The sequence below is a fragment of the Lysobacter soli genome, assembly GCF_009755585.1.
GTDB lineage: Bacteria > Pseudomonadota > Gammaproteobacteria > Xanthomonadales > Xanthomonadaceae > Lysobacter_J > Lysobacter_J soli.
This window is the reverse complement of the sequence record NZ_CP046603.1, coordinates 1,099,767-1,124,669: the sequence shown is the minus strand read 5'-3', so window position 1 is coordinate 1,124,669 and position 24,903 is coordinate 1,099,767. Positions and strand designations below refer to the sequence as shown.

The 24,903-nt window shown below is 67.3% G+C and carries 20 protein-coding genes; 9 read left to right on the top strand and 11 right to left on the bottom strand.

From position 1 onward, the window contains the following. Positions 1-66: 66 nt before the first annotated feature. The 4 genes from GOY17_RS05225 to GOY17_RS05210 all read left to right on the top strand — a co-directional run bounded on the left by GOY17_RS05225 (position 67) and on the right by GOY17_RS05210 (position 3,016). Positions 67-1,092 (top strand): aldo/keto reductase, encoded by a 1,026-nt coding sequence (locus tag GOY17_RS05225; protein ID WP_157029573.1) that lies wholly within the window; start codon positions 67-69, stop codon positions 1,090-1,092. Positions 1,093-1,126: 34 nt separating this feature from the next. Next, complete coding sequence (locus tag GOY17_RS05220) at positions 1,127-2,146, top strand: zinc-binding alcohol dehydrogenase family protein (RefSeq protein ID WP_157029572.1); 1,020 nt, start codon at positions 1,127-1,129, stop codon at positions 2,144-2,146. Between the two features lie 239 nt (positions 2,147-2,385). Next, complete coding sequence (locus GOY17_RS05215; RefSeq protein WP_157029571.1) at positions 2,386-2,730, top strand: hypothetical protein; 345 nt, start codon at positions 2,386-2,388, stop codon at positions 2,728-2,730. A gap of 34 nt (positions 2,731-2,764) precedes the next feature. Then, complete coding sequence (locus GOY17_RS05210) at positions 2,765-3,016, top strand: hypothetical protein (RefSeq protein WP_157029570.1); 252 nt, start codon at positions 2,765-2,767, stop codon at positions 3,014-3,016. Between the two features lie 119 nt (positions 3,017-3,135). On the opposite strand, the gene GOY17_RS05205 is transcribed toward GOY17_RS05210, so the two are convergent. The 4 genes from GOY17_RS05205 to GOY17_RS05190 are packed head-to-tail and all read right to left on the bottom strand — an operon-like array spanning position 3,136 to position 9,028. After that, positions 3,136-3,915: a fructosamine kinase family protein gene (locus GOY17_RS05205; protein ID WP_232338530.1), complete on the bottom strand. Its 780-nt coding sequence runs from the start codon at positions 3,913-3,915 to the stop codon at positions 3,136-3,138. Positions 3,916-3,925: 10 nt separating this feature from the next. After that, complete coding sequence (locus GOY17_RS05200; RefSeq protein WP_198173819.1) at positions 3,926-6,733, bottom strand: AAA family ATPase; 2,808 nt, start codon at positions 6,731-6,733, stop codon at positions 3,926-3,928. Then, positions 6,726-7,469, bottom strand: coding sequence for a hypothetical protein (locus tag GOY17_RS05195; protein ID WP_157029567.1), 744 nt, complete (start codon positions 7,467-7,469; stop codon positions 6,726-6,728). Before GOY17_RS05195 ends, GOY17_RS05200 begins: the two co-directional genes overlap by 8 nt. Next, positions 7,466-9,028, bottom strand: a complete 1,563-nt coding sequence (locus tag GOY17_RS05190) for a hypothetical protein (RefSeq protein ID WP_157029566.1) — start codon at positions 9,026-9,028, stop codon at positions 7,466-7,468. Before GOY17_RS05190 ends, GOY17_RS05195 begins: the two co-directional genes overlap by 4 nt. Positions 9,029-9,218: 190 nt before the next feature. On the opposite strand from GOY17_RS05190, the gene GOY17_RS05185 reads away from it, so the two are divergent. The 4 genes from GOY17_RS05185 to GOY17_RS05170 all read left to right on the top strand — a co-directional run bounded on the left by GOY17_RS05185 (position 9,219) and on the right by GOY17_RS05170 (position 13,714). After that, entirely contained in the window at positions 9,219-9,578 is a 360-nt protein-coding gene (locus tag GOY17_RS05185; RefSeq protein WP_157029565.1) for a hypothetical protein, read from the top strand. 393 nt (positions 9,579-9,971) lie between these two features. Then, positions 9,972-12,041 (top strand): NADPH-dependent 2,4-dienoyl-CoA reductase, encoded by a 2,070-nt coding sequence (locus GOY17_RS05180; protein WP_157029564.1) that lies wholly within the window; start codon positions 9,972-9,974, stop codon positions 12,039-12,041. Between the two features lie 466 nt (positions 12,042-12,507). Further along, on the top strand, positions 12,508-12,966 hold the full coding sequence (locus GOY17_RS05175) for a cell wall hydrolase (protein WP_115843805.1): 459 nt from the start codon (positions 12,508-12,510) through the stop codon (positions 12,964-12,966). Positions 12,967-13,102: 136 nt separating this feature from the next. Then, positions 13,103-13,714, top strand: coding sequence for a glutathione S-transferase N-terminal domain-containing protein (locus GOY17_RS05170; protein WP_115843807.1), 612 nt, complete (start codon positions 13,103-13,105; stop codon positions 13,712-13,714). 65 nt (positions 13,715-13,779) lie between these two features. Here the strand turns inward: GOY17_RS05170 and GOY17_RS05165 are convergent, their stop codons facing one another. Continuing rightward, positions 13,780-14,331: a hypothetical protein gene (locus tag GOY17_RS05165; RefSeq protein WP_157029563.1), complete on the bottom strand. Its 552-nt coding sequence runs from the start codon at positions 14,329-14,331 to the stop codon at positions 13,780-13,782. Positions 14,332-14,683: 352 nt separating this feature from the next. On the opposite strand from GOY17_RS05165, the gene GOY17_RS05160 reads away from it, so the two are divergent. Next, entirely contained in the window at positions 14,684-17,311 is a 2,628-nt protein-coding gene (locus GOY17_RS05160) for a TonB-dependent receptor plug domain-containing protein (protein WP_157029562.1), read from the top strand. Between the two features lie 78 nt (positions 17,312-17,389). On the opposite strand, the gene prpC is transcribed toward GOY17_RS05160, so the two are convergent. From prpC to GOY17_RS05130, 6 genes are all read right to left on the bottom strand, one after another. Beyond that, positions 17,390-18,541: a bifunctional 2-methylcitrate synthase/citrate synthase gene (gene prpC, locus GOY17_RS05155; protein ID WP_157029561.1), complete on the bottom strand. Its 1,152-nt coding sequence runs from the start codon at positions 18,539-18,541 to the stop codon at positions 17,390-17,392. Positions 18,542-18,795: 254 nt separating this feature from the next. Continuing rightward, positions 18,796-19,683, bottom strand: coding sequence for a methylisocitrate lyase (prpB, locus tag GOY17_RS05150; protein WP_157029560.1), 888 nt, complete (start codon positions 19,681-19,683; stop codon positions 18,796-18,798). A gap of 94 nt (positions 19,684-19,777) precedes the next feature. Beyond that, positions 19,778-21,670, bottom strand: a complete 1,893-nt coding sequence (prpE, locus tag GOY17_RS05145; RefSeq protein ID WP_157029559.1) for a propionate--CoA ligase — start codon at positions 21,668-21,670, stop codon at positions 19,778-19,780. Between the two features lie 151 nt (positions 21,671-21,821). Beyond that, positions 21,822-22,805, bottom strand: a complete 984-nt coding sequence (locus GOY17_RS05140) for a malate dehydrogenase (protein WP_157029558.1) — start codon at positions 22,803-22,805, stop codon at positions 21,822-21,824. A gap of 48 nt (positions 22,806-22,853) precedes the next feature. Further along, entirely contained in the window at positions 22,854-24,059 is a 1,206-nt protein-coding gene (locus tag GOY17_RS05135) for a pyridoxal phosphate-dependent aminotransferase (protein ID WP_157029557.1), read from the bottom strand. A gap of 324 nt (positions 24,060-24,383) precedes the next feature. Then, entirely contained in the window at positions 24,384-24,881 is a 498-nt protein-coding gene (locus tag GOY17_RS05130) for a peptidylprolyl isomerase (protein WP_115843821.1), read from the bottom strand. Positions 24,882-24,903: the final 22 nt, after the last annotated feature.

Genomic DNA, 24,903 nt, shown 5'->3' with positions numbered 1-24,903 from the left:
CTGGCCCTCGCCCTTTCCACCCTCTCCCATGCGGAAGAGGGACATGAAAAACAAGAGGATCCATCGATGGAAACCCGTTACCTCGGCAATTCCGGCCTTCGCGTTCCCGCACTGAGCTTCGGCACCGGCACGTTCGGCGGTAAGGGCCAGCTGTTCGGTTCGTGGGGCAATACCGACGTCGCCGAGGCCTCACGCCTGATCGACATCTGCCTGGACGCCGGCCTCAACCTGTTCGACAGCGCCGACGTGTATTCCGGCGGCATGGCCGAAAGCATCCTCGGCGAAGCGATCAAGGGCCGCCGCGACAAGGTGCTGATCTCGACCAAGGCGACGTTCCGTTTCGACGAGAACGATCCCAACGGCGTCGGCTCCTCGCGCTTCCATTTGCTGCGCACGATCGACGCGCAGCTCAAGCGCCTGGGCACCGACTACATCGACCTGTTCCAGCTGCACGGCTTCGATGCGAAGACGCCGGTGGAGGAAACGCTGCGCACGCTCGACGATCTCGTGCGCGCCGGCAAGATCCGCTATCTCGGCGTGTCGAACTTCTCAGGCTGGCACCTGATGAAATCGCTCGCCGTCGCCGATCGTTACGGCTGGACGCGCTACGTCGCCAACCAGGCGTACTACTCGCTGATCGGTCGCGACTACGAGTGGGAGCAGATGCCGCTCGGCCTCGACCAGGGCGTCGGCGGCGTGATCTGGAGCCCGCTCGGCTGGGGCCGCCTCACCGGCAAGATCCGTCGCGGCCAGCCGCGTCCGGAAGTGAGCCGACTGCCGGGCAGCTCGGACTTCGGTCCGCCGGTGGACGAGGAGCGCCTGTATCGCGTGGTCGATGCGCTCGACAGGATTGCGGAGGAGACGGGCAAGACGGTGCCGCAGATCGCGCTCAACTGGCTGCTGCAGCGTCCGACCGTGTCGACGATCGTGATCGGCGCGCGCAACGAGGAGCAACTGAAGCAGAACCTCGGCGCGGTGGGCTGGAACCTCACGCCCGAACAGGTCGCCGTGCTCGACGAAGCCAGCGCCGTGACGCCGGCCTATCCGTACTGGCACCAGCGCACGTTCGAGCGCAATCCGTCGCCGGTGTGATGCGCCTACTTCCTTCTTTCCCTCAGGAAACCCCATGAAAGCCGTCGCCCTCACCCGCTATCTCCCCATCGACGATCCGCAGTCGCTCATCGATGTGGATCTGCCCGATCCCGCCGCGCCCACCGGCTTCGACCTGCTCGTGCGCGTCGAAGCGGTGTCGGTGAATCCCGTCGACACGAAGGTGCGTTCGCCCAAGCCGCAGGTGGAAGCCCAGCCGAAGGTGCTCGGTTATGACGCTGCCGGTGTCGTCGAAGCCGTCGGCGACCAGGTCACCGGCTTCAAGCCCGGCGATCGCGTGTACTACGCCGGCGACATCACGCGCCCGGGCAGCAACGCGCAGCTGCAGCTGGTGGATTCACGCATCGTCGCGATCGCACCGAAGACGCTCGACGCGGCGCAGGCCGCGGCGTTGCCACTTACCGCGCTCACCGCGTGGGAACTGCTGTTCCAGCGCATGCCGTTCGATTCCGAGCACGGCGGCAAGGGCAAGTCGCTGCTGATCATCGCCGGCGCGGGCGGCGTGGGTTCGATCGCGATCCAGCTCGCACGCCGCGCGGGCTTCACCGTGATCGCCACCGCGTCGCGCGAAGACACCATCGCGTGGTGTCGCGAACTCGGAGCGCAGCACGTCATCGACCATCTCAAACCGCTGCATCCGCAGCTGAAGGCGCTGGGTTTCGAAACCGTCGATGCCGCGCTGAATCTCTACGACACCAATCGGTACTGGGAAGAACTCGGCGAGATCCTGGCGCCGCAGGGCCACGTCGGCCTGATCGTCGAACCGAAGGAACCGGTGCGCTTGGGCGACCCGTACAAGTTCAAGTGCATCGGCATCCACTGGGAAATGATGTTCGGCCGCCCGCGCTACCAGACGCCGGACATGGACGAGCAAGGCCGCATCCTCGCGCGCGTCGCCGAGCTGATCGACGCAGGCGAACTGCGTGGCACGCATCGCGACACGCTCTCGCCGATCAACGCCGAAAACCTGCGCGAGGCGCATCGTCGCCTGGAGTCGGGAACGACGATCGGGAAGCTGGTGCTCGCGGGTTGGTGAAGCGTTACCCCTCTCCCCTCGGCGACTGAAGGGAGTGCAGAGCTGAGGGGTTTACGTGAGGGTCGGGACGCGCGATGTCGTGACGCTGACGTCGCTCCCTGCCGCACAAGTGAGCAGCGCACTTGGATCAGACCTGACCGCGACGTTGCCCCGGGTGCGCTTCGCTCACCCGGGCTACAACAGCCGCACTCCACGTCCGGGACCACCACACCGTCATTCCAGCGAAAGCTGGAATCCATTTGCTGATTCTGTTTCTGCTTCTGCTTCTGCTTCTGTTGCTGTTGCTGCTTCTGCTTCTGCTTCTGCTTTTGTTGCTGTTGCTGTTGCTGTTGCTGTTGAACAGCCTATTCGTTGCTAGCCCCGAAGGGCGCCGCACAGGATGTGCGGCGGTGAGCGCTGAGCCATGGATGGCGAATCGCGAACGCGCCCTTTCTCTTTCCGGTCGTGGGACTGGGTTGGGCAAATGGAAGGCCCTTTCTTTTGGTTACTTTTCTTTGGGCAAGCAAAGAAAAGTGACCCGAGCGCCGCAGGCGATCGGAAGCTTGGCGGGTGATTCTTCTTTTGCTCGTAAACATCACGGGTAGCGTGCAACGTCCATGGATTCCCGCCTTCGCGGGAATGACGAGCAAGAGCAACAGCAACAGCGACGGCAACGGCAACGGCAGCGGCAACGGCAGCGGCAGCGGCAAGATCAAGATCAAAGTGGATTCCAGCTTTCGCTGGAATGACGGTGATGTGGCTCACCGCTGCCGGAGTGCCCCGATGGTACGGGCCTGGATCCCGGCTTTCGCCGGGATGACGGTGAAGTGGTTCACCGCTGCCGGAGTGCCCGGAGATTACGGGCCTGGGTCTCGGCTTTCGCCGGGATGACGGTGATGTGGTTCACCGCCGTCGGAGTGCCCGCGCGTTACGGGCCTGGGTCCCGGCTTTCGCCGGGATGACGGTGTCCGTGTGACTGAATACTGCCGGCAGCTGCCGCGCGGCGAAGATCACCCGAACCGCTGCAACACATCCCGCACACCACCCAGATAGCTCCCACCAAACAGATTCAGGTGGTTGAGCAGGTGGTACAGGTTGTAGACCGGCGCGCGCTCACGCCAATCTGGCGCAGGTTTCGCAGCAGCGTCGTACGCACGCCAGAACGCATCCGGCGGCGAACCGAACAGCGTGAGCATCGCCAACTCCGACTCGGCCCAGCCGTAATGCACCGCGCCGGCGTCGATCAATGCCGGCGTGCCGTCGGCACAGCAATGCAGGTTGCCGAGCCATAGATCGCCGTGCAGCAACGATGCCGGCTGCAGGGGAATCAGCTCACGAAGTCGCGAGCACACACGTTCGACCGCATCCATGCCTTCGACAGTGAGATGCCCGCCCTCCAGCGCGCGACGCGCCTGCGGACGCAGGCGGTGCTCGGCGAAGAAGGTCCAGCCATCGTCGGTCCACGGATTGGCCTGCGGCGTCGGGCCGCAGAAGCCATCGCGCTTGAAACCGAACCGCGCATTGCGCAACGCGTGCTGCGCGGCGACGCCTTCGCCGGCGAGCGTCCAGAACTTTTCCTTCGGCGTACCTTCGCCGAGGTCTTCCAGCACCAGCCGCTCCGGTTCGAGCGCAAGCACGCGCGGCACGCGCATCGCACCTGCGCCGGCCAGCGTCGCCAGGCCGGTCGCTTCGGCGGTGAAGAACTCCGCCGGCGCGCCGGGCCAGCGCTTCACGACGACCGCAAGGTTGCGGTACGTCGTGTGCTGGATCTGCTGGCGGCCGGTCGTCACGCGCGACGCCTCACGCGGCCTGCGCGTCGTCGCGACGGTCGCGCTTGAGCACCGCGACGGGCTCCGCCCATGCATTGCCGCCGCGACGCTTGCTCGTCGCCAGCACCAGGTCGGACGGCTCGAACACGTTGAGGTTGTGCGTGATCGGCGTCGTCAGGATGTACTGCGCGTCGGTCGAACGCAGGAAGCGCCCGACCTTCTCGATGTTGAATACGTCCAGGTGCGCGAACGGTTCGTCGATGAAGACGAAGCCGCCCGGCTGGTCCTCGTCGCGTAGCAGCCCGACGAGCAGCAGCAGCGACTTCATTACCTGCTGGCCGCCCGACGCTTCGCCGTCGTCCAACCCGATCCAGCCCTTGCGGTCGAAGTCGAACTTCACCGTCAGCCCCGCCTGCGCGAGCGCGACATCCTCGTTCACCAGCTCGGGCATTTCGACATCGACGCCGATGCCGGCCAGTTCGCCCAGCGCCGCGAGGTTCTTCTTGTAACGGCGCACCGTGGCGCGCAGCACGTTGATATACGCGCCGCGCGCTTCCTCGGTGATACGGCGGGCGCGATGCAGGTGCGCCTCGCGCTTGCCGATGGTCGATTCCAGCCCGTCGTGGTCGGCGGCGAACTTGTCGCGCAGCGCGATGCAGCCTTCGTCCTCGATGTACCCGCCGCGCTGCAGGCGCTCGTCGATGCGCTCCAGTTCGCGCCGCACGGCGCCCGCGCTTTCGTATTCCTCGCGCGCCTGGCGCAAGGCGTCGGCGCTGCGCCACGCGTGCGGCATCAGCGCGCGCTTTCGGCGGAACTCGACGATGCGCTGCACCAGTTGCTGGCGTTCCTGCGCGATCTGCTGCGCGCGCTCGCGCACTTCGTTGTCGAGCGAACGGATCTCGCCCGCGCGTGTGGCATCGGCGATGCTTTCGGCCTTGTCTTCCGCTTCGAGCCCATCGAGGCGGGAACGCGCTTCCGACAGCGCCACCGCCGCCTGCTGCGCGGCTTCGGCCATCGCGGGAAGTCGTTCGGCGGCGTCGGCGAATTCCGCCGCGCGCGTCACCAGTTCCTGCCCGGCGTCCAGACCGAGCAGTCGCGCCTGCTCTGCATCGACGCGCTTGCCCAGCTCGCTCAGCTCGTCCTCGCGCGCATGTGCACGCTGCTGGATGTCGATCTGCTCGGCGCGCAGTTCATCCAGTCGCGCCTGCCGCGCGCCGCTGCCGAAATGCGGTGCGCCGCCGCCGATGTGGCGACCGCCGCGATGCTCGCGCAGGTAGCCCTTCAGCGTGATCCAGTCCTGCCCCTTCGGCAGGCGACGGCCGTCCTCGATGTCCTCCACGCGCTGGATCTTGTCCAGCTGCTTGGGCAGCCACGACGGCGGCTCGGCGGAGAACTTCACCACTTCCAGCAGCGAGCCCTTCGTCGCCTTCTCCACCGGCGTCCGAGTGGACACGACGAAGTGGCGGTACTGCATCTTCTCGCCGAGCTTCCACGCCGCACCTTCGTCGCGCGGATTCTCCAGCACGATAAGGTGGCGATACGGCGCCAACACGGCTTCGACGGCGACAGACCACTTCGGATCGACGATGTCGACCAGTTCGGTGAGCACGCGGTGTTCGATGCCCGCGTTGTCGAGCGCGGTGCGGAAGTCGCGTTCGAACGGCTCGACGATGCGACCGCCGCCGCTGAGCGCCGCGACCTGCGCGGCGATTTCGCCGGTGCGCTGGCGATCGCGTTCGGCTTCCAGCTTCAGTTCGGCCTGTCGGCGGCGGCCTTCTTCCACGCGACGGCTGAGCGCTTCGACGTCCACCGCGCCGCGCTGCGCCTGCACGCGCGCGAGTTCGTCGCGACGGCGCACCAGCATCTCGGCATCGCGCGCGTGGTCGCGCGCGGCGGTGAATTCGGTTTCGCAGGCGCGCACGTCGGCGCGGGCGCGTTCGATCGCCGCGCACAATTCGTCGCGTTGACCGACGGCGTTGGCTTCACGCGTGCGGAGGTTGTCGAACACGCGCTCGCGTTCGCGCAGCGCGCGACGCAGGCCGGTCAGGCGCGGACGTGCGCCTTCCAGCGTGGCGCGCAGGTCGGCCAGTTCGATCTTCGGCGCGATTTCGGCTTGCAGTCGCTGGCGCTGGTTGCGCAGTGCCTGGCCTTCCTCGAACGAACGCACGTCCACGCGCGCCGATTCGAGCTTGAAATGCAGCTCGCCCAGGCCGTGGCGCAGTTGTTCGATTTCCTTCTCGACGTCGAGCTGTTCGCTCTTGGCGCGCTGGTAGTCGTCCAGCACCGCCTTGTCCTCGAACACGTCGAAGACCAGCTGCAGCAGTTCGCGCGGCGACAGCTGGCAGAGCTTGTCGGTGGCGCCCTGCTCCAGCGTGAGCACGCGGCAGATCGCGCGCGTGAGGCCGGCGCCGGCGAGCCGCACGCGGTAATCGCGCACGCCGAGCCATTCGCCGCCGGTTTCGATCTGTTCGACCGGCACGTCGCCGGCGAGGATCTGGTAATCGCGCGACCAGTCGCCGCCGCGCTTGCGGATGCGGCATGCGAGCGTGACGGTCTCGTCCTTGATCGGGAAGAACGGACGACCGCCGCGGCGATCCGGACGATTGCTCACCACCGCGCGCAGCCACGCCTGGCCCTTGCCGTTGTGGCGCAGGTAGGTCTTGTAGTCGCGCGCGGTTTCGCGGTCCTCGATGGCGAGCAGCGTGCGCAGCGCGTCGAGCAGCGTCGTCTTGCCCGAGCCGTTCGGGCCGACCACGGTGATGACCGAAGCATCGAGCGGCAGCTGGAAACGCTGCCAGTAATCCCAGTGCACGACTTCCAGGCTGCGGAACTCAAACATCGGCCTGCGCCTCTTCGGTGGTGTCGCTGCTTTCGTGGAGGTCGTCGTCGAGCGGTGCGTCGTACGCATCGTCGTCGAGGCTGTCGGCGTTGGCTGCCTGCGTCGCGCGGGCCTGTTCGACGACGAACGACAGCGCGCCGTCCATCACGCGGCTGGCGATGCGTTCGTAATCGAAGGCGAGATCCAGCAGCGGACCTTCGGCGATGCGCTCCTTGCGGCGCACGATGAAGCCGTGTCGCTGCAGCGCGCCCAAGGACAGGTTGATGCGGAACTTGCCGCCGAGCTTGTCGCCGAAGTCGGCCACCAGCGTGCGTTCGTTGATCGGTTCGACCATGTCCTGCCCGACGGGCACCGGTTTGAGTTCGGCGAACATCTGCTCCTGGTCCTGCTGGCGCTCGCTTTCCTGCCGCGCGATCTGGCGCTGGCGCTTGGGCAGCACCAGCAGCGACCACAGCACGACCAGCAGCGCGAGCGCGTCGCGATCGAGCTGCAGGTTGCTCGCGGCCCATGCGCGCGCACTGCCGAAGACGTCGTTTTCCTGCGCGCGCGCCACGCCGACGGCGACATGCGCGGCGAAGGGATGTTCGAGCAGCCGCAGGCCGGCACCGGCGAGGCGGCGATCGAGTTCATCGCGCAGTTCGGCGTCGACCAGGACCTGGCGCACCGCGTGGTCGTCGCGCGGCAGCCAGCGCTCGGCGAGCAGGCGGGCGATGAGGGTGGCGGTGGGATCGCTCATGGGGTTTCCGTTGTTGCGGCGGATGTTTTCTTCCGCTTTGGTGCTGGTTTGTTGTCCTGCTCGGCCGCCTGCACGTCGCCTTGCCTCTGATCGTCATCCCCGCGTACGCGGGGACCAAGGCTGGCCTCGGAAGCAGGCACGGCGTCGTCGGACGCTACGGGCCTGGGTCCCGGCTTTCGCCGGGATGACGGTTTCCTGGAAGGTTTCGGAGCGGCATGCGTGTCGGCTTCGCTACCTGCATCGCATTCGTCGTCGCCGTGGTTCACCGAGTCGGCATCGTGCGGCGCGTCGTCCTTCCCCGTCAGCCACGCCCGGCTCATGTACGCCACGCCCGCGCGATTGACCTGCTCGAACTGCGTGCCGACCTTCCAGCGCAGCGGCAACTGGGCGATCGACGCGCTGACGCCGTTGCGGTTCTCCGCGCCTGGGTCGCCGATCAGGCCGAGCAGCGACAGCCGGTACGCACTGACGGCGAAGCCGTCCTGCGGCACCCAGTCGGACAGCGCCGTGTCGGCATCGCATTCGAGCGAGGCCAGCTGCGACAGCCATTGCTCCGCGTGCGCGTAGTCGTTTTCGGCCACCGGCGCCTGGGTGTCGTCGGGCGCGTCCTGCGCGGGCGGCAATGACGCGTCTTCCTGCGCCTCGCGCTCGCGTTCGACCAGTTCGTATTCGGCGATGTCCAGCGCGATCGGCGCCAGCATGAAGGCCGGCGCGACCACGCGCGCGAGCGCATCGTCCGCGAGCGCGGCGAGCGCGTCGGTGTCCATGCCGCGCAGGAAGCGGTTGACGTCGGTGGACGACAGACCGCTCGCGCCGATGTGCACGCGATGGCGGTCGAGCTGGTTCAGCGCCCGCTGGAACACCGACGCCTGCCGCAGCATCGAACTCTGCGCACGGCCGATCTGCTGCGCGACGCGATGCGTGGCGGCGTCGAGTTCCTCGTCGGCGGCGATCTCCTTGACGATCGCCGTGCCCTTCTCGACCCACTGCCACACCTGCTGCAGCGTGCCGGCGGCGCGCTGGATGCGGTGCTCGGAGCCGCTGAGCACGGCCTGGTCGAAGTCCTCGCGGTATTCGTTGAGGCGCGACAGCAGGTGCTGCAGGTCGTCGCCGCGCACGCGTCCGACCGCCTGGCCGGCGGCGAGCTGCGCGGTGACGTAGGCCAGCTCGTCGCCCTCGCGGTTGAACTGCAGCAGCAGGCCGATCGACGACAGCGCCTGTCTGCCGACCGGGCTGATGCGGTATCGCTGCGTGTCGTTGTCCCAGCGCAGCAGGTCGTTCTCGCGCAGGCGGCCCAGCACGGTGTCGAACTTCACCGGGTCCAGGTAGGCGAAGTGGTCGCGCAGCTCCTGCGGGCTCCAGTCCGGCGCGGCGCCGCGCTCACCGATGGCGCGCAGCACCAGCAGGCGCACCATCACGCTCTCCTCGCCACCGTGGAACAGGGTCGAGAAGGCGCGCAGGAGGTCGCGGGCGGACAGGAGCGGATGCAGGTCGGGCAGGTCGGCCGCGACGATGCCGGCGCGGAGATAGTCCTGCAGGGGTGCGGAAGCGTCGTCCATACAGGACCGGAAACTACGGGTGAGCCATGGTGGGTGAGCGCCGGGCGCGAGACAACTCTTGCGCTGGGGCCTTTTTTAGGCAGTGGCGGCGACGTCCGTCGGAAGGTCCGGCGATGTCGATCCGGGGAGGCGCGATTCGTCGTATCAGGAAGGGCCGGCGACCCGTCGCCCCACTGATCAGGAGCCACCGATGAAGCGATTCCTTGCCGTTTTCCTGGGCACCCCGGCGTCCCTCGACGCCTGGAAGGCCCTGCCCGAGGACGAACGCAACCGCCGCGAGCAGGACGGCATGGCCGCCTGGGGCGACTGGGTGAAGAAGCACGAGAAGGCGATCGTCGACCACGGCAGCCCGCTCGGGAAGACGAAGCGCATCGCCGCCAGGGGCATCTCGGACATCCGCAACGAGCTGGCCGCCTGGACGGTGGTCGAAGCCGAGACCCACGACGCTGCGGCGAAGATGTTCGAAGGCCACCCGCACTTCTCGATCTTCCCCGGCGACGCGGTGGAGGTGATGGAGTGTCTGCCGATGCCGGAGGGCGCGGGGCAGTAGACCGCGGTCTTCTTCCCTGCCTGCGCTTTGCAGCCCCTCTCCCGCACGCGGGAGAGGGTGGGGTGAGGGCGACGGCGCGGGGACGTTTGAGTCACAGACAACAGCCACGCATGCGACAGGCGGAGGCGAGCGATTCGGCGGTACAGGCCCCCTCCCCTCACCCCAACCCCTCTCCCGCAGGCGGGAGAGGGGCTTCGTCGAGCTCCGAACTCGGCGCGTGGAGCAAAACGCCAAGCGTCCCGGGCTCTGAGCTCAGCACGTGGAGCTCAACGCCCGGCGTTCCGGGCTCCAAGCCCGGCAGCGCGCGCCGTGGCCACACAACCCGACGAACGCGCTTGAACGCCGCCGCCATTCGCGGCATCGTGCCGGCTTCCGTACGCCAGCGTATTCAACATGACGATCGCCAACCCGGCCGGGCCGCTCCACTTCGACGAAGCGGAGCCGCATCCGCTCTACCCCCATCTGTTCGCACCGCTGGACCTGGGCTTCTGCACCCTGCCCAACCGCGTGCTGATGGGATCGATGCACACGGGGCTGGAGGACAAGGCGGCCGACTTCCCGAAGCTCGCTGCCTACTTCGCCGAGCGCGCGGCCGGCGGCGTCGGGCTGATCGTCACCGGCGGGTTCTCGCCGAACCTCGCCGGCTGGCTCAAGCCGTTCGGCGGGACGATGCGCTTCCCGTGGGAAGTGCGCCGGCACCGGCAGGTCACCAGCGCGGTACACGCGCACGGCGGGCGCATCTGCCTGCAGATCCTGCACGCCGGCCGCTACGGCTACAGCCCGCTGCAGGTCGCGCCGAGCCGGCTCAAGGCGCCGATCAATCCCTTTACCCCGCGCGCGCTCTCGGCCGGTGGCGTCGAGCGGCAGATCCGTGCCTTCGTACGCAGCGCGACGATGGCGCGCGAGGCCGGCTACAACGGCGTGGAAATCATGGGCTCGGAAGGCTACCTGCTCAACCAGTTCACCGCACCGCGCACCAACAAACGTCACGACGCGTGGGGCGGCGATGCCGGCAAGCGCATGCGCTTCGCGGTGGAGATCGTCCGCCGCATCCGCGAGGCCTGCGGGCCGGACTTCATCATCGTCTACCGGCTTTCGATGCTGGACCTGGTCGACGACGGCCTGGCGTGGGACGAGGTCGTGCAGCAGGCCAAGGCGATCGAGGCGGCCGGCGCGACGCTGATCAACACCGGCATCGGCTGGCACGAGGCGCGGGTGCCGACCATTGCCACGTCGGTGCCGCGCGCGGCGTTCACCGGGATCACCGCGCGCCTGAAGCCGCACGTCGGCGTGCCGCTGGTGACGACCAACCGCATCAACATGCCCGAGGTGGCCGAGGGCGTGCTCGCCCGCGGCGAGGCCGACATGGTGTCGATGGCGCGACCGCTGCTGGCCGATCCGCAGTGGGTGAACAAGGCGCGCGAGCGGCGCGCGCTCGACATCAATACATGTATCGCGTGCAACCAGGCGTGCCTGGACCACGTGTTCGAGAACAAGACCGCCAGCTGCCTGGTCAACCCGCGCGCCTGCGCCGAGACCGAACTGAACTACCTGCCGACGAAGAACCCCAAGCGCGTCGCCGTGGTCGGTGCCGGCCCCGCCGGGCTCGCGGCGGCGACGGTCGCGGCCGAGCGCGGCCACCAGGTCACGCTGTTCGAAGCGACGGGCGAGATCGGCGGCCAGTTCAACCTCGCCAAGCGCATCCCGGGCAAGGAGGAGTTCCACGAGACGCTCCGCTACTTCGGCCGCAAGCTCGAACAGACCGGCGTGCACGTCCGGCTGGGCACCTACGCCGACGCCGCGATGCTGGCCGGCTTCGACGCGGTCGTGCTGGCCTCGGGCATCCGCCCGCGCGAGGTGGACTTCCCGGGCGCCGACCACGCCAAGGTCGTCAGCTATCTGGATGTGCTGACCGGCCGCGTCGTGCCGGGCCGCAAGGTGGCGGTCGTCGGCGCCGGTGGCATCGGCTTCGACGTGGCGGAGTTTCTGGTGGAACACGGCCCCAGCGCCGCGCTCGATGCTGCCCGCTGGCGCGCCGAGTGGGGCGTCGACCTGGGTTACGACGGCAACCGGGGCGGTCTCGCCGCGCCGAAGCCCGAGGCGCCCGCTCGCGAGGTCTGGCTGCTGCAGCGCAGCCCCGGCCGACCCGGCGCCCGCCTGGGCAAGACGACGGGCTGGATCCATCGCGCCACGCTCAAGGCGAAGAAGGTGCGGATGCTCGGCGGCGTCGAATACCTCGGCGTGGACGACGAAGGCTTCCACGTGCGCGTGGACGGCAGCGAACAGGTGCTGCCGGTCGATCACGTGGTGATCTGCGCCGGCCAGGAACCCTTCAAGCCGCTGGCCGACGAGCTGGCTGCGAAGGGCGTGACGGCGCACGTCATCGGCGGCGCGGATGTCGCCGCGGAGCTCGACGCCAAGCGCGCTATCGCCCAGGGAAGCCGCGTCGCGTCCATGCTGTAGCGAATTGCGCAGCCCTTGCTGGGCAAGGGCTACAGGGGTCTCGCGGACCCCACGGAGGAGCCCGCTTTCACGCTGGTGCCCGGCCGGGCCGGGCTTTCCTGAATGGGCGTTCGGGTTTTGGATGGCCGGATCGCCGGCCTGAATTCCGTTTACAGACAACAAGTTGCATTCGGCGGGAGAAAAATCCAGCCGGATCCCGGAGGCCCGGTCAAGCCCCCGGTATTCACCCCGTGTTTATCTTGGCGCCGCTACCTTGCGCCAACTTTTTCGGCCACCCCTCTTGGTGGCGACCCTCACCGCCCGCGCATCCAACGACCTGCGCGCGGATTTGGTGAATGGGCAAAAGCGCGCCGCAGAGTGCGCTGCCCTCCCCAGTACGCCATGCCGGCACGTGCCGTGGCCCGCCTCCCCTTCCGGGAAGCGGCCATGAAGCGGACCGGCGCAACGGAGCAAGGAGTCCGATTAGATGAAACTGGCTTGGATCCTGTGGCTGGCCTCCGTGCTTCCGCCACAAACCGCCGACTCGCTGTGCCTGAGCACCACCGTCTACCTGGAAGCGCGCGACCAGTCGGTCCGCGGCCAGAAGGCAGTTGCCGAGGTCGCCCTGCGTCGCCGCGACAGCGGGCTGTGGGGCAACACCGTCTGCGACGTGGTGACCGCGCGCAAGCAGTTCGCCCCCACCCTGGTGTCGCCGGGCACGCGCCTGAGCAACACCGACGCCTGGGCCGAGGCCGTCACCATCGCCCTCGACGCCGAACGCAACTGGGCGCTGCCGCCCGGCGAGCGCAAGGAGATCGTGCCCGGCGCGAGCCACTTCGCCGCCCACGCGATCGCCAGCCCGTCGTGGCGCACCGCGTACCAGGTGGCGACGATCGGCGATCACACCTTCTATAAGGTGCAATCGCTCAAGCCGCGTCGTTCGTAAGCGCGGCTTTCCGCACCCGGACGCGCGTCGTCCGGGTGCGTCGATGGCAATGGTCCGTTGCATGCCGCGACGTTGAGCCGCGCCCCGCGCGTCGGCCATAGTGTCGGGATTCGCTTTCCTTGAAGGGATCCCCGCAATGAAGCTCTACACCAAGCCCGGCGCGTGCTCGACCGCCGACCACATCGCGCTGCAGTGGACGGGCCAGCCGTTCCAGCTCGAGATCCTGGACAAGGAATCGATGAAGGCCCCCGCCTTCCTCGCGATCAATCCGGCCGGCGCGGTGCCGGCGATCGTCGACGGCGATTTCGTGCTGACGCAGAACGCCGCGATCATGGGCTACATCGCCGATTCCTTCCCCGAAGCCGGCCTCGCCGGCGACGGCAGCCCGCGCCAGCGCGCCGAGGCGGCCCGCTGGCTCGCCTTCGTCAATTCCGACCTGCATCCGGCCTTCAAGCCGCTGTTCGGCCCCGCGGCCTTCATCGGCGACGAGAGCCAGCACGAGGCCGTGAAGCTGGCCGCGCGCAAGCGCCTGCGGTCGCTGTTCGAATCGGCCGACCGCCAGCTGGCCGGCAAGCAGTGGCTGGCGGGCTTCCGCAGCTACGCCGACCCCTACCTCTACATCACGCTGCGCTGGGCGCAGGGCCTCTCCATCGACCTCTCGGGCCTGGACCACCTGGCCGCGTTCAAGGCGCGCATGGAAGCCGATCCGGCCGTCCAGAAGGCGCTGAAGATCGAAGGCCTGGCGTAAACCCCAAACCGTGATGCGCATGAAGGCGGCCCAGGCCGCCTTCATGCGTTTAGGCCCGGCGAAACTCAGGCCTGCGCGAGCATCCGGAAGCGGCTTTCCATTTCGGCCGCGAACGCGGAATCGCGTGCCTTGCCCAGCGCGGTGCTGAAGTCCGGCAACAGCGCCATCAGTTCGCCGACGTCGGTGCAGCGTTCGACCTTCAGCTGAAGGAAGTAGCCGCGCAGGCCGAGGTGCTCGCGCACGGTGTCGGACATCAGCGTGTAGAGCGCGGAGTAACCCGAGGCTCCGGCCGAAGGCGTCGCGGCCGGCGCAACGGCGGGCGCGTTGTAGTCCGGCGCCGGCGCTGCGGGCGTCGGTGGTCGCGCGGAATCGCGGATCGTCGCCGCGGCGGCTGCGGCCAGACTCTGCGGCACGGCGATCAGCCTCAGCGCTTCGAGCTGCTGGAGCGCATCGTCTGGCGATTTCAGCCCGGCCATGACGCCGCGCAGCTGCGCCACGGTGCGTTGGCCGTCCACCATCAGCAGGATCGACCGGAGCCCGTTGGGCAGCTTCAGCGCGCGACTGGTGATTTCATCGCGCCCGGCATCGGTCTTGTTCGGCACTTCGTCGTCGCGCATGGTTCCCCCCGGACCATTGGCTGCGAAAGCCGCCCGACTATGCCACGGTTGGCGACCCCGTGTACGGACGGCGGTCAAGAGGCTGAACAGGCGCGACTTTGCCGAATCTGGCGTTATCACGAAGCGCGTCCAGCGACACCTGACGCGTCCAGCGCGCCGACGAACGCCGGATGCATCGCGACTTCGCTCGCGACGCACTGCAAATCACGCGCAATCGCGCAACACGCGTCGACGTCGATGCGCGTGACATGCCTCGTGCTCTTTCCGATCCGACTGTCGCCATTCCGTTCCTTCATTTCGGGCGACGAAACGTGCGTGCCCTACTGTGCCGCCCTCACCCACACGCTTCCGCATGCGCAACGTCGCACCTCTGGCCATGGCGATCGCCGTGGCACTCGCTCCAGGAATCCTCTTCGCGCAGACCACCGACGACGGCAAGACGCTCGACGCCGTCGTCGTCACCGGTTCCAACATCAAGCGCACCGACGCCGAAGGCCCGAGCCCGGTGCAGGTGATTGATCGCGTGCAGCTCGAACAATCCGGCAAGCAGACCGTCGCCGACGTGCTGCGCTCGATCTCGGCCAACACCGGCAACGCCTACAACGAGACGTACAACAACGGCTGGGCGTCGGGCGCGGCGGGCATCGGCCTGCGCGGCCTGTCGCAGAAGAACACGCTGGTGCTGCTCAACGGCCGGCGCCTGGCGAACTACGGATTCCCGCAGGGCGGCCTGTCGGACACCTTCGTCAACCTCAACGCGCTGCCGCTGGTCGCGGTGGAGCGCATCGAAGTGCTGAAGGATGGCGCGTCGGCCGTGTACGGCTCCGATGCGGTCGCCGGCGTGGTGAACATCATCACGCGCCAGAACGCGAGCGGACTGGAAATCGGCGCGGACGTCGGCACGTCCACCGAAGGCGGTGCCGACCAGCACCACTTCACGCTGGTGGGCGGCACGGGCGACCTGGATACCGACCGCTACAACGTGCTGTACAGCTTCGAGTACTTCAAGCGCGACCGCCTCGACCAGGACGAACGCGACCTCACGAAGTCCGGCATCTACACCGACCTGCCGGGCGGCCGCTGGAACGGCTGGTCGGCGAAGGGTGCGCGACTGCTCGGCGCGAACGGTGCGTCAATCCCGCTGCTCGACGCGAACGGCAACTGCCCCGAAGGCACGGTGCTGACGGCGAGCGCGCCGATCGACGGCCGCGCCGGCAACACCTGCGCGTTCAACCTGGCGCCGTATACGACGTTGATCCCCGGCACCGAGCGCTACCAGGCGTACGTCGCGGGCACTTACCGCATCACCGACAACGTCGAAGCGTTCGGCGAAGCGCTCTACAGCTACATCCGCGGCGATTCGATCTTCGGTTCCAGCCCGTACTTCACGCTGGAGAGCGGCCGCTTCGCGCTCAACGCCGACACCGGCCTCGCCGAGCCCGTTCCCGCCGTGCTGCCGGCGAACAATCCGTACAACCCGTTCGGCGTCGACACGCCGATCGAGTACACGTTCTTCAACCTCGGCCAGTCGCAGAAGATCAACACCTCGCGCTTCTATCGCGTGCTCGGCGGCGTGCGCGGCCGCACCGAACGCTGGGATTGGGAAACCGGCGTGTTCACTTCGCGCAGCACCGAGCGCGAAACGGTCACTGCCGGCTTCGCCAACCGTTACGGCCTTGCGGCCGCGCTGGCCGATGGCACCTACAACCTGCTCGATCCTTCGGCCACGCCGCAGTCGGTGCTCGATTCGATCAACCTGCGTACGGTGCGTCCGGCCGAATCGGAACTCAACGGCGTGGACTTCAAGTTCAGCGGCAACCTGTTCGACCTGCCCGCCGGCAGCGTCGGCTTCGCCGCGGGCGCGGAGTGGCGGCAGGAAAAGCTGCAGTCGACGAACCCGTGGCAGATCGACGCGGGCCTGCAGATCCGCCCGGCCATCGCCGAAGTCGACGGCAAGCGCGACGTGAGCGCGCTGTACGCCGAGTTCAACGTGCCGGTGGCCACCGGACTCGAACTGCAGCTCGCCGGGCGCGGCGACTACTACAGCGATTTCGGCAGCGCGTTCTCGCCCAAGGCGAGCCTGCGCTGGCAGCCGCTGGACTGGCTGCTCGTGCGCGCGGCGGCGTCGCGCGGCTTCCGCGCGCCGTCGCTGTCGGAGAACGCCAACAGCACCAACATCTCGTACGGCGCGGTGGTCGACCCCTTCGATCCCGACCTGCCGAACTCCACGCAGCGCCCGACCTTCTTCACCGTCGGCAACAGCGACCTGGATCCGGAACGCACGCGCAGCTACAACCTCGGTTTCGTGCTGTCGCCGCTGGCCGACACGAGTGTCAGTGTCGATTACTACCGCATCAAGCTCGACAACCTCATCGGCACGAACAACACCACCGCCATCGTCAACCGCAACGATCCGGCTGACGTGATCCGCGATGCCGACGGCAAGCTCGTCGCGATCTACAACCGCTACCAGAACCTCAGCGAACTGGAGACCAGCGGCTTCGACGTCGAACTGAGCCAGCGCTGGCACACGGCGAGCGCGGGCGATTTCAATCTATCGAGCGTGTACACGCACGTGCTGGAGTACAAGCGTCCGGCGACCGTCGGCGGCCCGAGCGTGGATTACGCCGGCAGCAACCTAGGCCCCGCACTGCCGCGCAACAAGGCGACGACGACGCTGGGCTGGGACATCGGCGACGTGAGCACGAGCCTTACCTGGTATTACACCGGCGGCTACGACCAGCGCACCGTCACCGGCGCGAACGTTCCCCGGCGCGTAGATGCGGGCAACCAGTTCGACCTGTACTTCGGCTACAAGGGCTTCGAAGGCTGGACGCTGTTCGCCAAGGTGCAGAACGTGTTCGACGAGGAACCGCCGTACGATCCGGCTGGCTTCGCCGGGCTCCGCGTGCCATACGAAATCACGCAGTACGATCTGCGCGGCCGCTACGTGACGGTGGGTTTCGACTACAGGTTCTGACGCGTTACGCGATTGATAGGCTGAAAAGGAAAAGGCCGCGCAATGCGCGGCCTTCTCCGTGGTGCCTGTTGCGAGCAATCAGCGCTTGTCGATCGCCACGTACTCGCGGTCTTCGGGACCCACGTAGTTCGCGCTCGGGCGGATGATCTTGCCGTCCTCGCGCTGTTCGATCACGTGCGCGCTCCAGCCGGTGGTGCGCGCGATGACGAACAGCGGCGTGAACATCGGCGTCGGGATGCCCATCATGTGATAGGCCGACGCGCTGTACCAGTCGAGGTTCGGGAACATCTTCTTGGTGTCCATCATCAGGTTCTCGATGCGCTCGGACACGTCGAACAGCGTCTGGTTGCCGCCGTCGGCGCACAGCTTGCGCGAGAGTTCCTTGATGATCGGATTGCGCGGATCGCCGATGGTGTACACCGGATGGCCGAAGCCGATGATGATTTCCTTCTTCTCCATGCGCGCGCGGATGTCGGCCTCGGCTTCGTCGGCGGTGCCGTAGCGGGCGATGATGTCCATCGCGACTTCGTTGGCGCCGCCGTGCTTCGGGCCGCGCAACGCGCCGATCGCACCGGTGATGCACGAATGCAGGTCCGAACCGGTGCCTGCGATCACGCGCGCGGTGAAGGTCGACGCATTGAACTCGTGCTCGGCGTAGAGGATCAGCGACTTGTCGAGCGAATCGGCGTGCAGCTTCGACGGCTCTTCGCCATGCAGCAGGTGCAGGAAGTGCGCGGCGACGGAGTCGTCGTCGGTTTCCACGTCGATGCGGCAGCCGTTACGCGTGAAGTGCCACCAGTACAGCAGCATCGAACCGAAGCTCGCGATGAGCTTGTCGGCGATGTCGCGCGCTTCGGACGCCGGATGGCCTTCGCGCTCGGGCAGCACCGTGCCCAGCACCGAGCAACCGGTGCGCAGCACGTCCATCGGGTGCGCGTTGGCGGGAACCAGTTCCAGCGCTTCGGACACGATCGCCGGCAGGCCGCGCAGGCGCTTGAGCTTGGCCTTGTACTGCTTCAGCTGCGAGGCCGTCGGGAGCGCGCCGTGCACGAGCAGGTGGGCGACTTCCTCGAAGGTCGACTTGGTCGCCAGGTCGTGGATGTCGTAGCCGCGGTAATGCAGGTCGTTGCCGCTGCGGCCGACGGTGCACAGCGCGGTGTTGCCCGCGGCGGTGCCGCTGAGCGCGACGGATTTCTTGGCCTTGGGCAGGACCTGGGGCGTATCGGTCATCGGGGTTCTCCTCGTGCGTGGCCGGGCCGGTGGTGACCGGTCGGGCCGGGGTGCGACGTTGTCAGGACTGAAGGGGTAACAGTGGGGTCATTCGAACAAAGCCAGCCTGCGACGAACGGGTCGCAGCCGACCGTGGTGGGCCGGATCGCGCCCGCCACGGTCGCGGGGCGACGGACGCGCCGGCGGAGATGGGGACAGGGGGACTCACGTCGAAGGCCCTGTACGCTCCGTCGGCCGACCTTTTCCGTCGTGCCTTACTTCTTGCCGCTCGCGAACAGCGAATCGAGCTTGTCCTCGTAGGCGTGGTAGCCCAGGAAGTCGTACAGCTGCGCGCGCGTCTGCAACGTGTCGACGATGTTCTTCTGCGTGCCTTCGCGGCGCACCGTCTCGTAGAAGTTCAGCGCCGCCTTGTTCATCGCGCGATACGCGCCGCAGCAGTACAGCGCGATGTCGACGTTCGCGTCGCGCAACTCGTCGGTGGTGAAGAACGGCGTGGAGCCGAACTCGGTCAGGTTCGCCAGGATCGGCACCTTCACCGCGGCCTTGAACCTGCGGTAATCGTCGAGCGAATTCATCGCTTCCGGGAAGATCATGTCGGCGCCGGCTTCGACGTAGGCGACGGCGCGCTCGATGGCGGCGTCCACGCCTTCGGTGGCGGCGGCGTCGGTGCGCGCCATGATCACGAAGCCCGCGTCCGTGCGTGCATCCACGGCGGCCTTCACGCGATCGACCATCTCTTCCTTCGGCACGACTTCCTTGCCGGGGCGGTGACCGCAGCGCTTCTGTCCGACCTGGTCTTCCATGTGCACGGCGGCGACGCCGACGTTGATGAAGGAGCGGATCGTGCGCGCGATGTTGAACGCGCCGCCCCAGCCGGTGTCGATGTCGACCAGCAGCGGCATCTGCGTGGCATCGACGATGCGGCGGGCGTCGGTCAGGACGTCTTCCATGGTGCTGATGCCCAGGTCGGGCATGCCCAGCGAGTTCGCGGCGACGCCGCCGCCGGACAGGTACAGCGCTTTGTAGCCGGTGCGCTTGGCCATCAGGCCGGCGTAGGCGGTGATGGCGCCCATCACCTGCAGCGGGGTTTCTTCGGAGAGCGCGGCGCGGAAGCGGGCGCCGGCGGAGTTCGAGGGATTCATGGCGTCTCCTGGTGAGACGGACATTTTAGCCGACGGGGGATTTCGAGGGGTTTGCGCCGCAGGACGCGTGGCCTCCGGGATGAACCCCACCGGTTCACCCGCCCGCATCCGCCCCGCGCTCCAGCGCGCGCTTCACTTCCTCCAGCGCGGCCGGGTCGTCCAGCGTCGACAGGTCGCCGGGGTCGCGGCTTTCGGCCAGCGCCTGCAACGAGCGGCGCAGCAGCTTGCCCGAGCGTGTCTTCGGCAGCGCGTTCACCACGTACACGCGTGCCGGCTTCGCGACGCCGCCCAGTTGCTCGGCCACCCGCTGCTGCATGCCGCTCGCCGCATCCGACGCCGATTCGTCCTGCCGCTTGAGCGTGGCGAACACCACCGGCACCTGCCCTTTCAGTTCGTCGTGCACGCCGATCACCGCCGCCTCCGCGACGCTGGGATGCGTCGAGCACGACTCCTCGATCTCGCGCGTGCCCAGGCGATGGCCGGCGACGTTGATGACGTCGTCCGTGCGGCCGAGGATGAACGTGTAGCCGTCCTCGTCGCGGATCGCCCAGTCGAGCGAGCTGTAGACGAGTTGCCTGAAATGACTGAAGTAGCTCGACAGGAAGCGCGCATCGTCGTTCCACACCGTCGTGAGGCACCCCGGCGGCAGCGGGGGTTCGATCACCAGCACGCCCTTCGTTCCGGCCGGCACGTCATCGCCGGTGACATCGTCGATCACGCGCAGCTTGTATCCGGGCGTCGGCAGACCGGGCGAGCCGAACTTCACCGGTTTCAGGTCCAGCCCCGGCATCAGCGACAGCACCGGCCAGCCGGTTTCGGTCTGCCAGTAGTTGTCGATGATCGTCTTGCCGATGCCGTCGGTGATCCACTGCGCGGTCGGTTCGTCCAGCGGTTCGCCAGCGAGGAACAGCCACTGCAGCTTCGACAGGTCGTGCTTCTTCAGGAACGCCGCGTCCTGCTTCTTCAGCACCCGGATGCCGGTGGGCGAAGAGAACATCGTGCGCACGCCGTACTGCTCGCAGATCTTCCACCAGATGCCGGGGTCCGGATTCGTTGGCAAACCTTCGTACAGCACCGACGTCGCGCCGGCGATCAGCGGGCCGTACACGTTGTACGAATGGCCGACCGCCCAGCCGACGTCGGACGTGGAGAACATCACCTGCCCCGCGCGCACGTCGTAGATCGACCACATCGACAGCGCAAGCGCCACCGCGTAGCCGCCGACGTCGCGCTGCACGCCCTTGGGTTTTCCCGTCGTGCCGGAGGTATAGAGCAGGTAGCTCGGCTCGTTCGATTCGAGCCATTCGACATCGACTTCGGCGCCGTCGTACTGCTCGCGCAACGGCGCGTAGTGTTCGTCTCGACCTTCGACGACGGCGTGGTCCGGATCCAGCCCGCGTTCGACGATCAGCACTTTCGGCGGTGGCGTCTTCGCCGCGTCGCATGCCGCATCGACCAGCGGCTTGTAGGGAATCACCTTGCCGCCGCGCATGCCGGCGTCGGCACAGATCAGCAGCTTGGGCGTGGCATCGTCGATGCGCAGCGCGAGGTTGTGCGCGGCGAAACCGCCGAATACGACCGAATGCACCGCACCGATGCGCGCGCAGGCGAGCATCGCGAACACCGCTTCGGCCATGTTGGGCATGTAGATCACGACGCGGTCGCCGCGCCCGACGCCAAGCGCGTGGATGACGGCGGCGAAGGTGTTCACTTCGCGATGCAGCTGGCGATACGTGATCTCGCGCGTGATGCCGGTTTCGCTGGAAATGGCGACAAGCGCGAGCTGGTCGGCGCGTTCGTGCAGGTGACGATCGATCGCGTTGAAGCACAGGTTCGTTTCGCCGCCACAGAACCACCGACGGAACGGCGGATTGGAGTAATCGAGGATCTGCTCCGGGGCCTTGTGCCAGTGGATCGCCCTCGCCTGCTCGCCCCAGAACTCCTCGGGTTGCTCGATCGAGCGGCGGTAGAAGTCTTCGTACTGCATGGCGATGCCTCCGACGACGATGTGTCGAGGCTAGCGCCGCGCGGGGAAGGAACGCGTTACGACCTTGGTCGAAGCGGCCGACTTCGACACGGCTCCCAAACGCAACGGGGCGGCCAGTGGCCGCCCCGCGGTGCAACACGATTGCGATGGATCAGAGGAGGTGGGCGACGCCCGAACGCTCTTCTTCCAGCTCGGCCAGCGTCTTGTCGATCGCCTTGCGGCTGAAGTCGTCGATCGGCAGATCGCGCACCATCGTGTACTCGCCGTTCTCGGTGGTGACCGCGAAACCGAACATCACGTCCTTCGGGATGCCGTAGCTGCCGTCGGACGGAATGCCCATCGTCACCCACTTGCCGTTGCTGCCCAGCACCCAGTCGCGCACGTGGTCGATGGCGGCGTTGGCGGCCGAGGCGGCCGACGACAGGCCGCGCGCTTCGATGATCGCCGCGCCGCGCTTGCCGACCTTCGGGATGAACTCGTTCGCGTTCCAGTCGGCGTCGTTGATCTTGTCCTTCAGCGACTGGCCGTTGACGGTGGCGAAGCGGTAGTCCGGGTACATCGTCGGGCTGTGGTTGCCCCACACGACGAGCTTTTCGATGTCGCCCACCGGCACGCCGGCCTTGTTCGCCAGCTGCGACAGCGCGCGGTTGTGGTCCAGGCGCAGCATCGCGGTGAAGTTCTTCGCCGGCAGGTCCGGCGCCGACTTCATGGCGATGTAGGCGTTGGTGTTGGCCGGGTTGCCGACGACGAGCACCTTCACGTTGCGCGAGGCGACCTTGTTCAGCGCGGCGCCCTGGGCGGTGAAGATCTTCGCGTTCTCCAGCAGCAGGTCCTTGCGCTCCATGCCCGGGCCGCGCGGACGCGCGCCGACGAGCAGTGCGATGTCGGCGTCCTTGAACGCGACTTCCGCATCATCGGTGCCGACCATGCCGGCCAGCAGCGGGAACGCACAGTCTTCCAGCTCCATCATCACGCCCTTGAGCGCGGCCTGGGCCTTCTCCATCGGCAGCTCGAGCATCTGCAGGATGACGGGCTGGTCCTTGCCGAGCATTTCGCCGGACGCGATACGGAACAGCAGCGAGTAACCGATCTGGCCGGCAGCACCGGTGACGGCAACGCGGACGGGGGTCTTCATGTGTAACTCCTGGACGAAAAAACGGGGCGCCACGCGCCCCGCACTGGATTACGAAAGTTCGGCGAAGAATTCCTGGAAACGCTGCAGGCCCGGGGCGAGCTGCGGCGTCGGGCAGGTGTAGCTGATGCGCAGCGCGCGCGGCTCACCGAACGCCGAGCCCGGCACGCAGGCCACGCCCTTGGTTTCCAGCAGCGCGTTGCAGACATCGACGTCGTTGCCGATCTTGATGCCGCTGGGCTTGTGCGTCTTGCCGAAGGCGACGCTGATGTCCGGGAACACGTAGAACGCGCCCTGCGGACGCGGGCAGACGACGCCCGGGATCGAGTTCATCACGTCCATCACCTGGTCGCGCTTGGCCTGGAACTCGGCGCACTTCTGCGTCGGAACGTCCTGCGGACCGTTGAACGCGGCGATCGCGGCGGCGCAGACGACTTCCGGCACGTTGGTGATGTGGTTGGAATTCATCGTCACCAGCGCCTGCGCCACGACTTCCGGACCGGCCATGAAACCCACGCGCCAACCCGGCATGCCGTAGGTCTTGGATAGCGAATCCAGGAAGATCACGCGGTCCTTCAGCTCCGGGCGCGAATGCACGAAGTTGTGGTAGCCGATGCCGTCGAACACCATGCGGTTGTAGATGTCGTCGGTGATGATCCAGGTGTCCGGATACTTCGCCACGACGTCGGCCAGCGCGTCGATTTCTTCCTTCGTGTACACCATGCCCGTCGGGTTGGACGGGTTGTTGAACAGGAACACCTTCGGCTTCTTCGCGAGCGCGGCATCGAGCTGCGCGGGCTTGAGCTTGTAGTCCTGTTCCGGCGGGCACGGCAGCAGGTCGATCTTCGCGCCGACGATCTCGGCGATGTCGAGGTAGCTGGTCCAGTACGGCGTCGGGAACGCGATCGTGTCGCCTTCATCGAGCAGCGCTTCGGCGAGGTTGTAGATGACGTGCTTGGCGCCGATGCCGGTGGCGCAGTTGACGCGCCCGTAGCCGGTCAGGCCGATTTTCGCCATGTGCTCGACGAAGGCGTCGAGCAGCGCGTCGGGGCCGCGGTTGCTACCGTACTGGCCGCTGTCTTTCGACAGCGCCTCGCGTGCGGCGGCGTAGACGTGCTCGCCGGGCAGGAAGTTGGGAACACCAATCGAGAAGCTGATGATGTCGCGGCCTTCGGCCTTGAGCCGCTTGGCCTTCTCGGCAACCTGCATGATCGCGCTGGGCTTGGCGCGACCGATGCGCCGGGCAAGCTGGGGCATCGCGGAACCTCGTGGGAGTCGGATGTGGGGTGTGCGCTCGCGGCCGGATCGGTCCGTTGATTCGGGGCTGATCGGTCCGCAAAAGACGCGCCGCGAACGTCGGCCATCGAGCCTCAGGATGTTAACACGCAGGGGCGCGCTGCCTGCCGCTGCTGAAACGAAAACGCCCGCTCCGGAAAGGCCGGAGCGGGCGGTGTTTGGCGGTCCAACCGGAGTCACAAGCCCCTTTGGTAACGGGGCTGCGCGGCAGCGCGGGGATTTGGAAGCCGTGCCGCGGGGCCCGAAGTTTGCGCAGCAAACTTTGGGGGAAACCGGCAATGCCGGTTATCGCGCGTCCAAGGTCTTGTTCCACTCGGCGACGCGGTCGGCCTTCGCCGCCAGCACGCCGGCGGTGTCGCCTTCGATCTTCACCGACTTGATCGTGTCGCCCTGCTTCACGCTGTCGACGATTTCCTGGCCTTCGAGCACCTTGCCGAACACGGTGTGCTTGCCGTCCAGCCACGGGCACGGGACGTGCGTGATGAAGAACTGGCTGCCGTTGGTGCCCGGGCCGGCGTTGGCCATCGAGAGCACGCCGCGCTCGTGGCTCAGGCCGTTGCGCGTTTCATCCTCGAAACGGTAGCCCGGGCCGCCGGTTCCGGTGCCCAGCGGGCAGCCGCCCTGGATCATGAAATCGTTGATGACGCGGTGGAAGCTCAGGCCGTCGTAGAAGCCGCGCTGGGCCAGGTTCACGAAGTTGGCGACGGTGAGGGGCGCCTTGTCGGCGGCCAGTTCCACGCGGATCGGGCCGCGGTCGGTATCGAAGGTGGCAATGACGCTCATGAATCCGTCTCCTGGACGTTCG

Coding starts and splice junctions, on each gene's coding strand:
- GOY17_RS05210 (WP_157029570.1), top strand. CDS start 2,765: ATGACGAGCAAGAGCAACAGCAACAGCGACGGCAACGGCAACGGCAGC.
- GOY17_RS05175 (WP_115843805.1), top strand. CDS start 12,508: ATGAAACTGGCTTGGATCCTGTGGCTGGCCTCCGTGCTTCCGCCACAA.
- GOY17_RS05130 (WP_115843821.1), bottom strand. CDS start 24,881: ATGAGCGTCATTGCCACCTTCGATACCGACCGCGGCCCGATCCGCGTG.
- GOY17_RS05170 (WP_115843807.1), top strand. CDS start 13,103: ATGAAGCTCTACACCAAGCCCGGCGCGTGCTCGACCGCCGACCACATC.
- GOY17_RS05200 (WP_198173819.1), bottom strand. CDS start 6,733: ATGTTTGAGTTCCGCAGCCTGGAAGTCGTGCACTGGGATTACTGGCAG.
- GOY17_RS05180 (WP_157029564.1), top strand. CDS start 9,972: ATGACGATCGCCAACCCGGCCGGGCCGCTCCACTTCGACGAAGCGGAG.
- prpE (WP_157029559.1), bottom strand. CDS start 21,670: ATGCAGTACGAAGACTTCTACCGCCGCTCGATCGAGCAACCCGAGGAG.
- GOY17_RS05135 (WP_157029557.1), bottom strand. CDS start 24,059: ATGCCCCAGCTTGCCCGGCGCATCGGTCGCGCCAAGCCCAGCGCGATC.
- GOY17_RS05195 (WP_157029567.1), bottom strand. CDS start 7,469: ATGAGCGATCCCACCGCCACCCTCATCGCCCGCCTGCTCGCCGAGCGC.
- GOY17_RS05220 (WP_157029572.1), top strand. CDS start 1,127: ATGAAAGCCGTCGCCCTCACCCGCTATCTCCCCATCGACGATCCGCAG.
- GOY17_RS05225 (WP_157029573.1), top strand. CDS start 67: ATGGAAACCCGTTACCTCGGCAATTCCGGCCTTCGCGTTCCCGCACTG.
- GOY17_RS05185 (WP_157029565.1), top strand. CDS start 9,219: ATGAAGCGATTCCTTGCCGTTTTCCTGGGCACCCCGGCGTCCCTCGAC.
- GOY17_RS05190 (WP_157029566.1), bottom strand. CDS start 9,028: ATGGACGACGCTTCCGCACCCCTGCAGGACTATCTCCGCGCCGGCATC.
- prpB (WP_157029560.1), bottom strand. CDS start 19,683: ATGAATCCCTCGAACTCCGCCGGCGCCCGCTTCCGCGCCGCGCTCTCC.
- prpC (WP_157029561.1), bottom strand. CDS start 18,541: ATGACCGATACGCCCCAGGTCCTGCCCAAGGCCAAGAAATCCGTCGCG.
- GOY17_RS05165 (WP_157029563.1), bottom strand. CDS start 14,331: ATGCGCGACGACGAAGTGCCGAACAAGACCGATGCCGGGCGCGATGAA.
- GOY17_RS05140 (WP_157029558.1), bottom strand. CDS start 22,805: ATGAAGACCCCCGTCCGCGTTGCCGTCACCGGTGCTGCCGGCCAGATC.
- GOY17_RS05160 (WP_157029562.1), top strand. CDS start 14,684: ATGCGCAACGTCGCACCTCTGGCCATGGCGATCGCCGTGGCACTCGCT.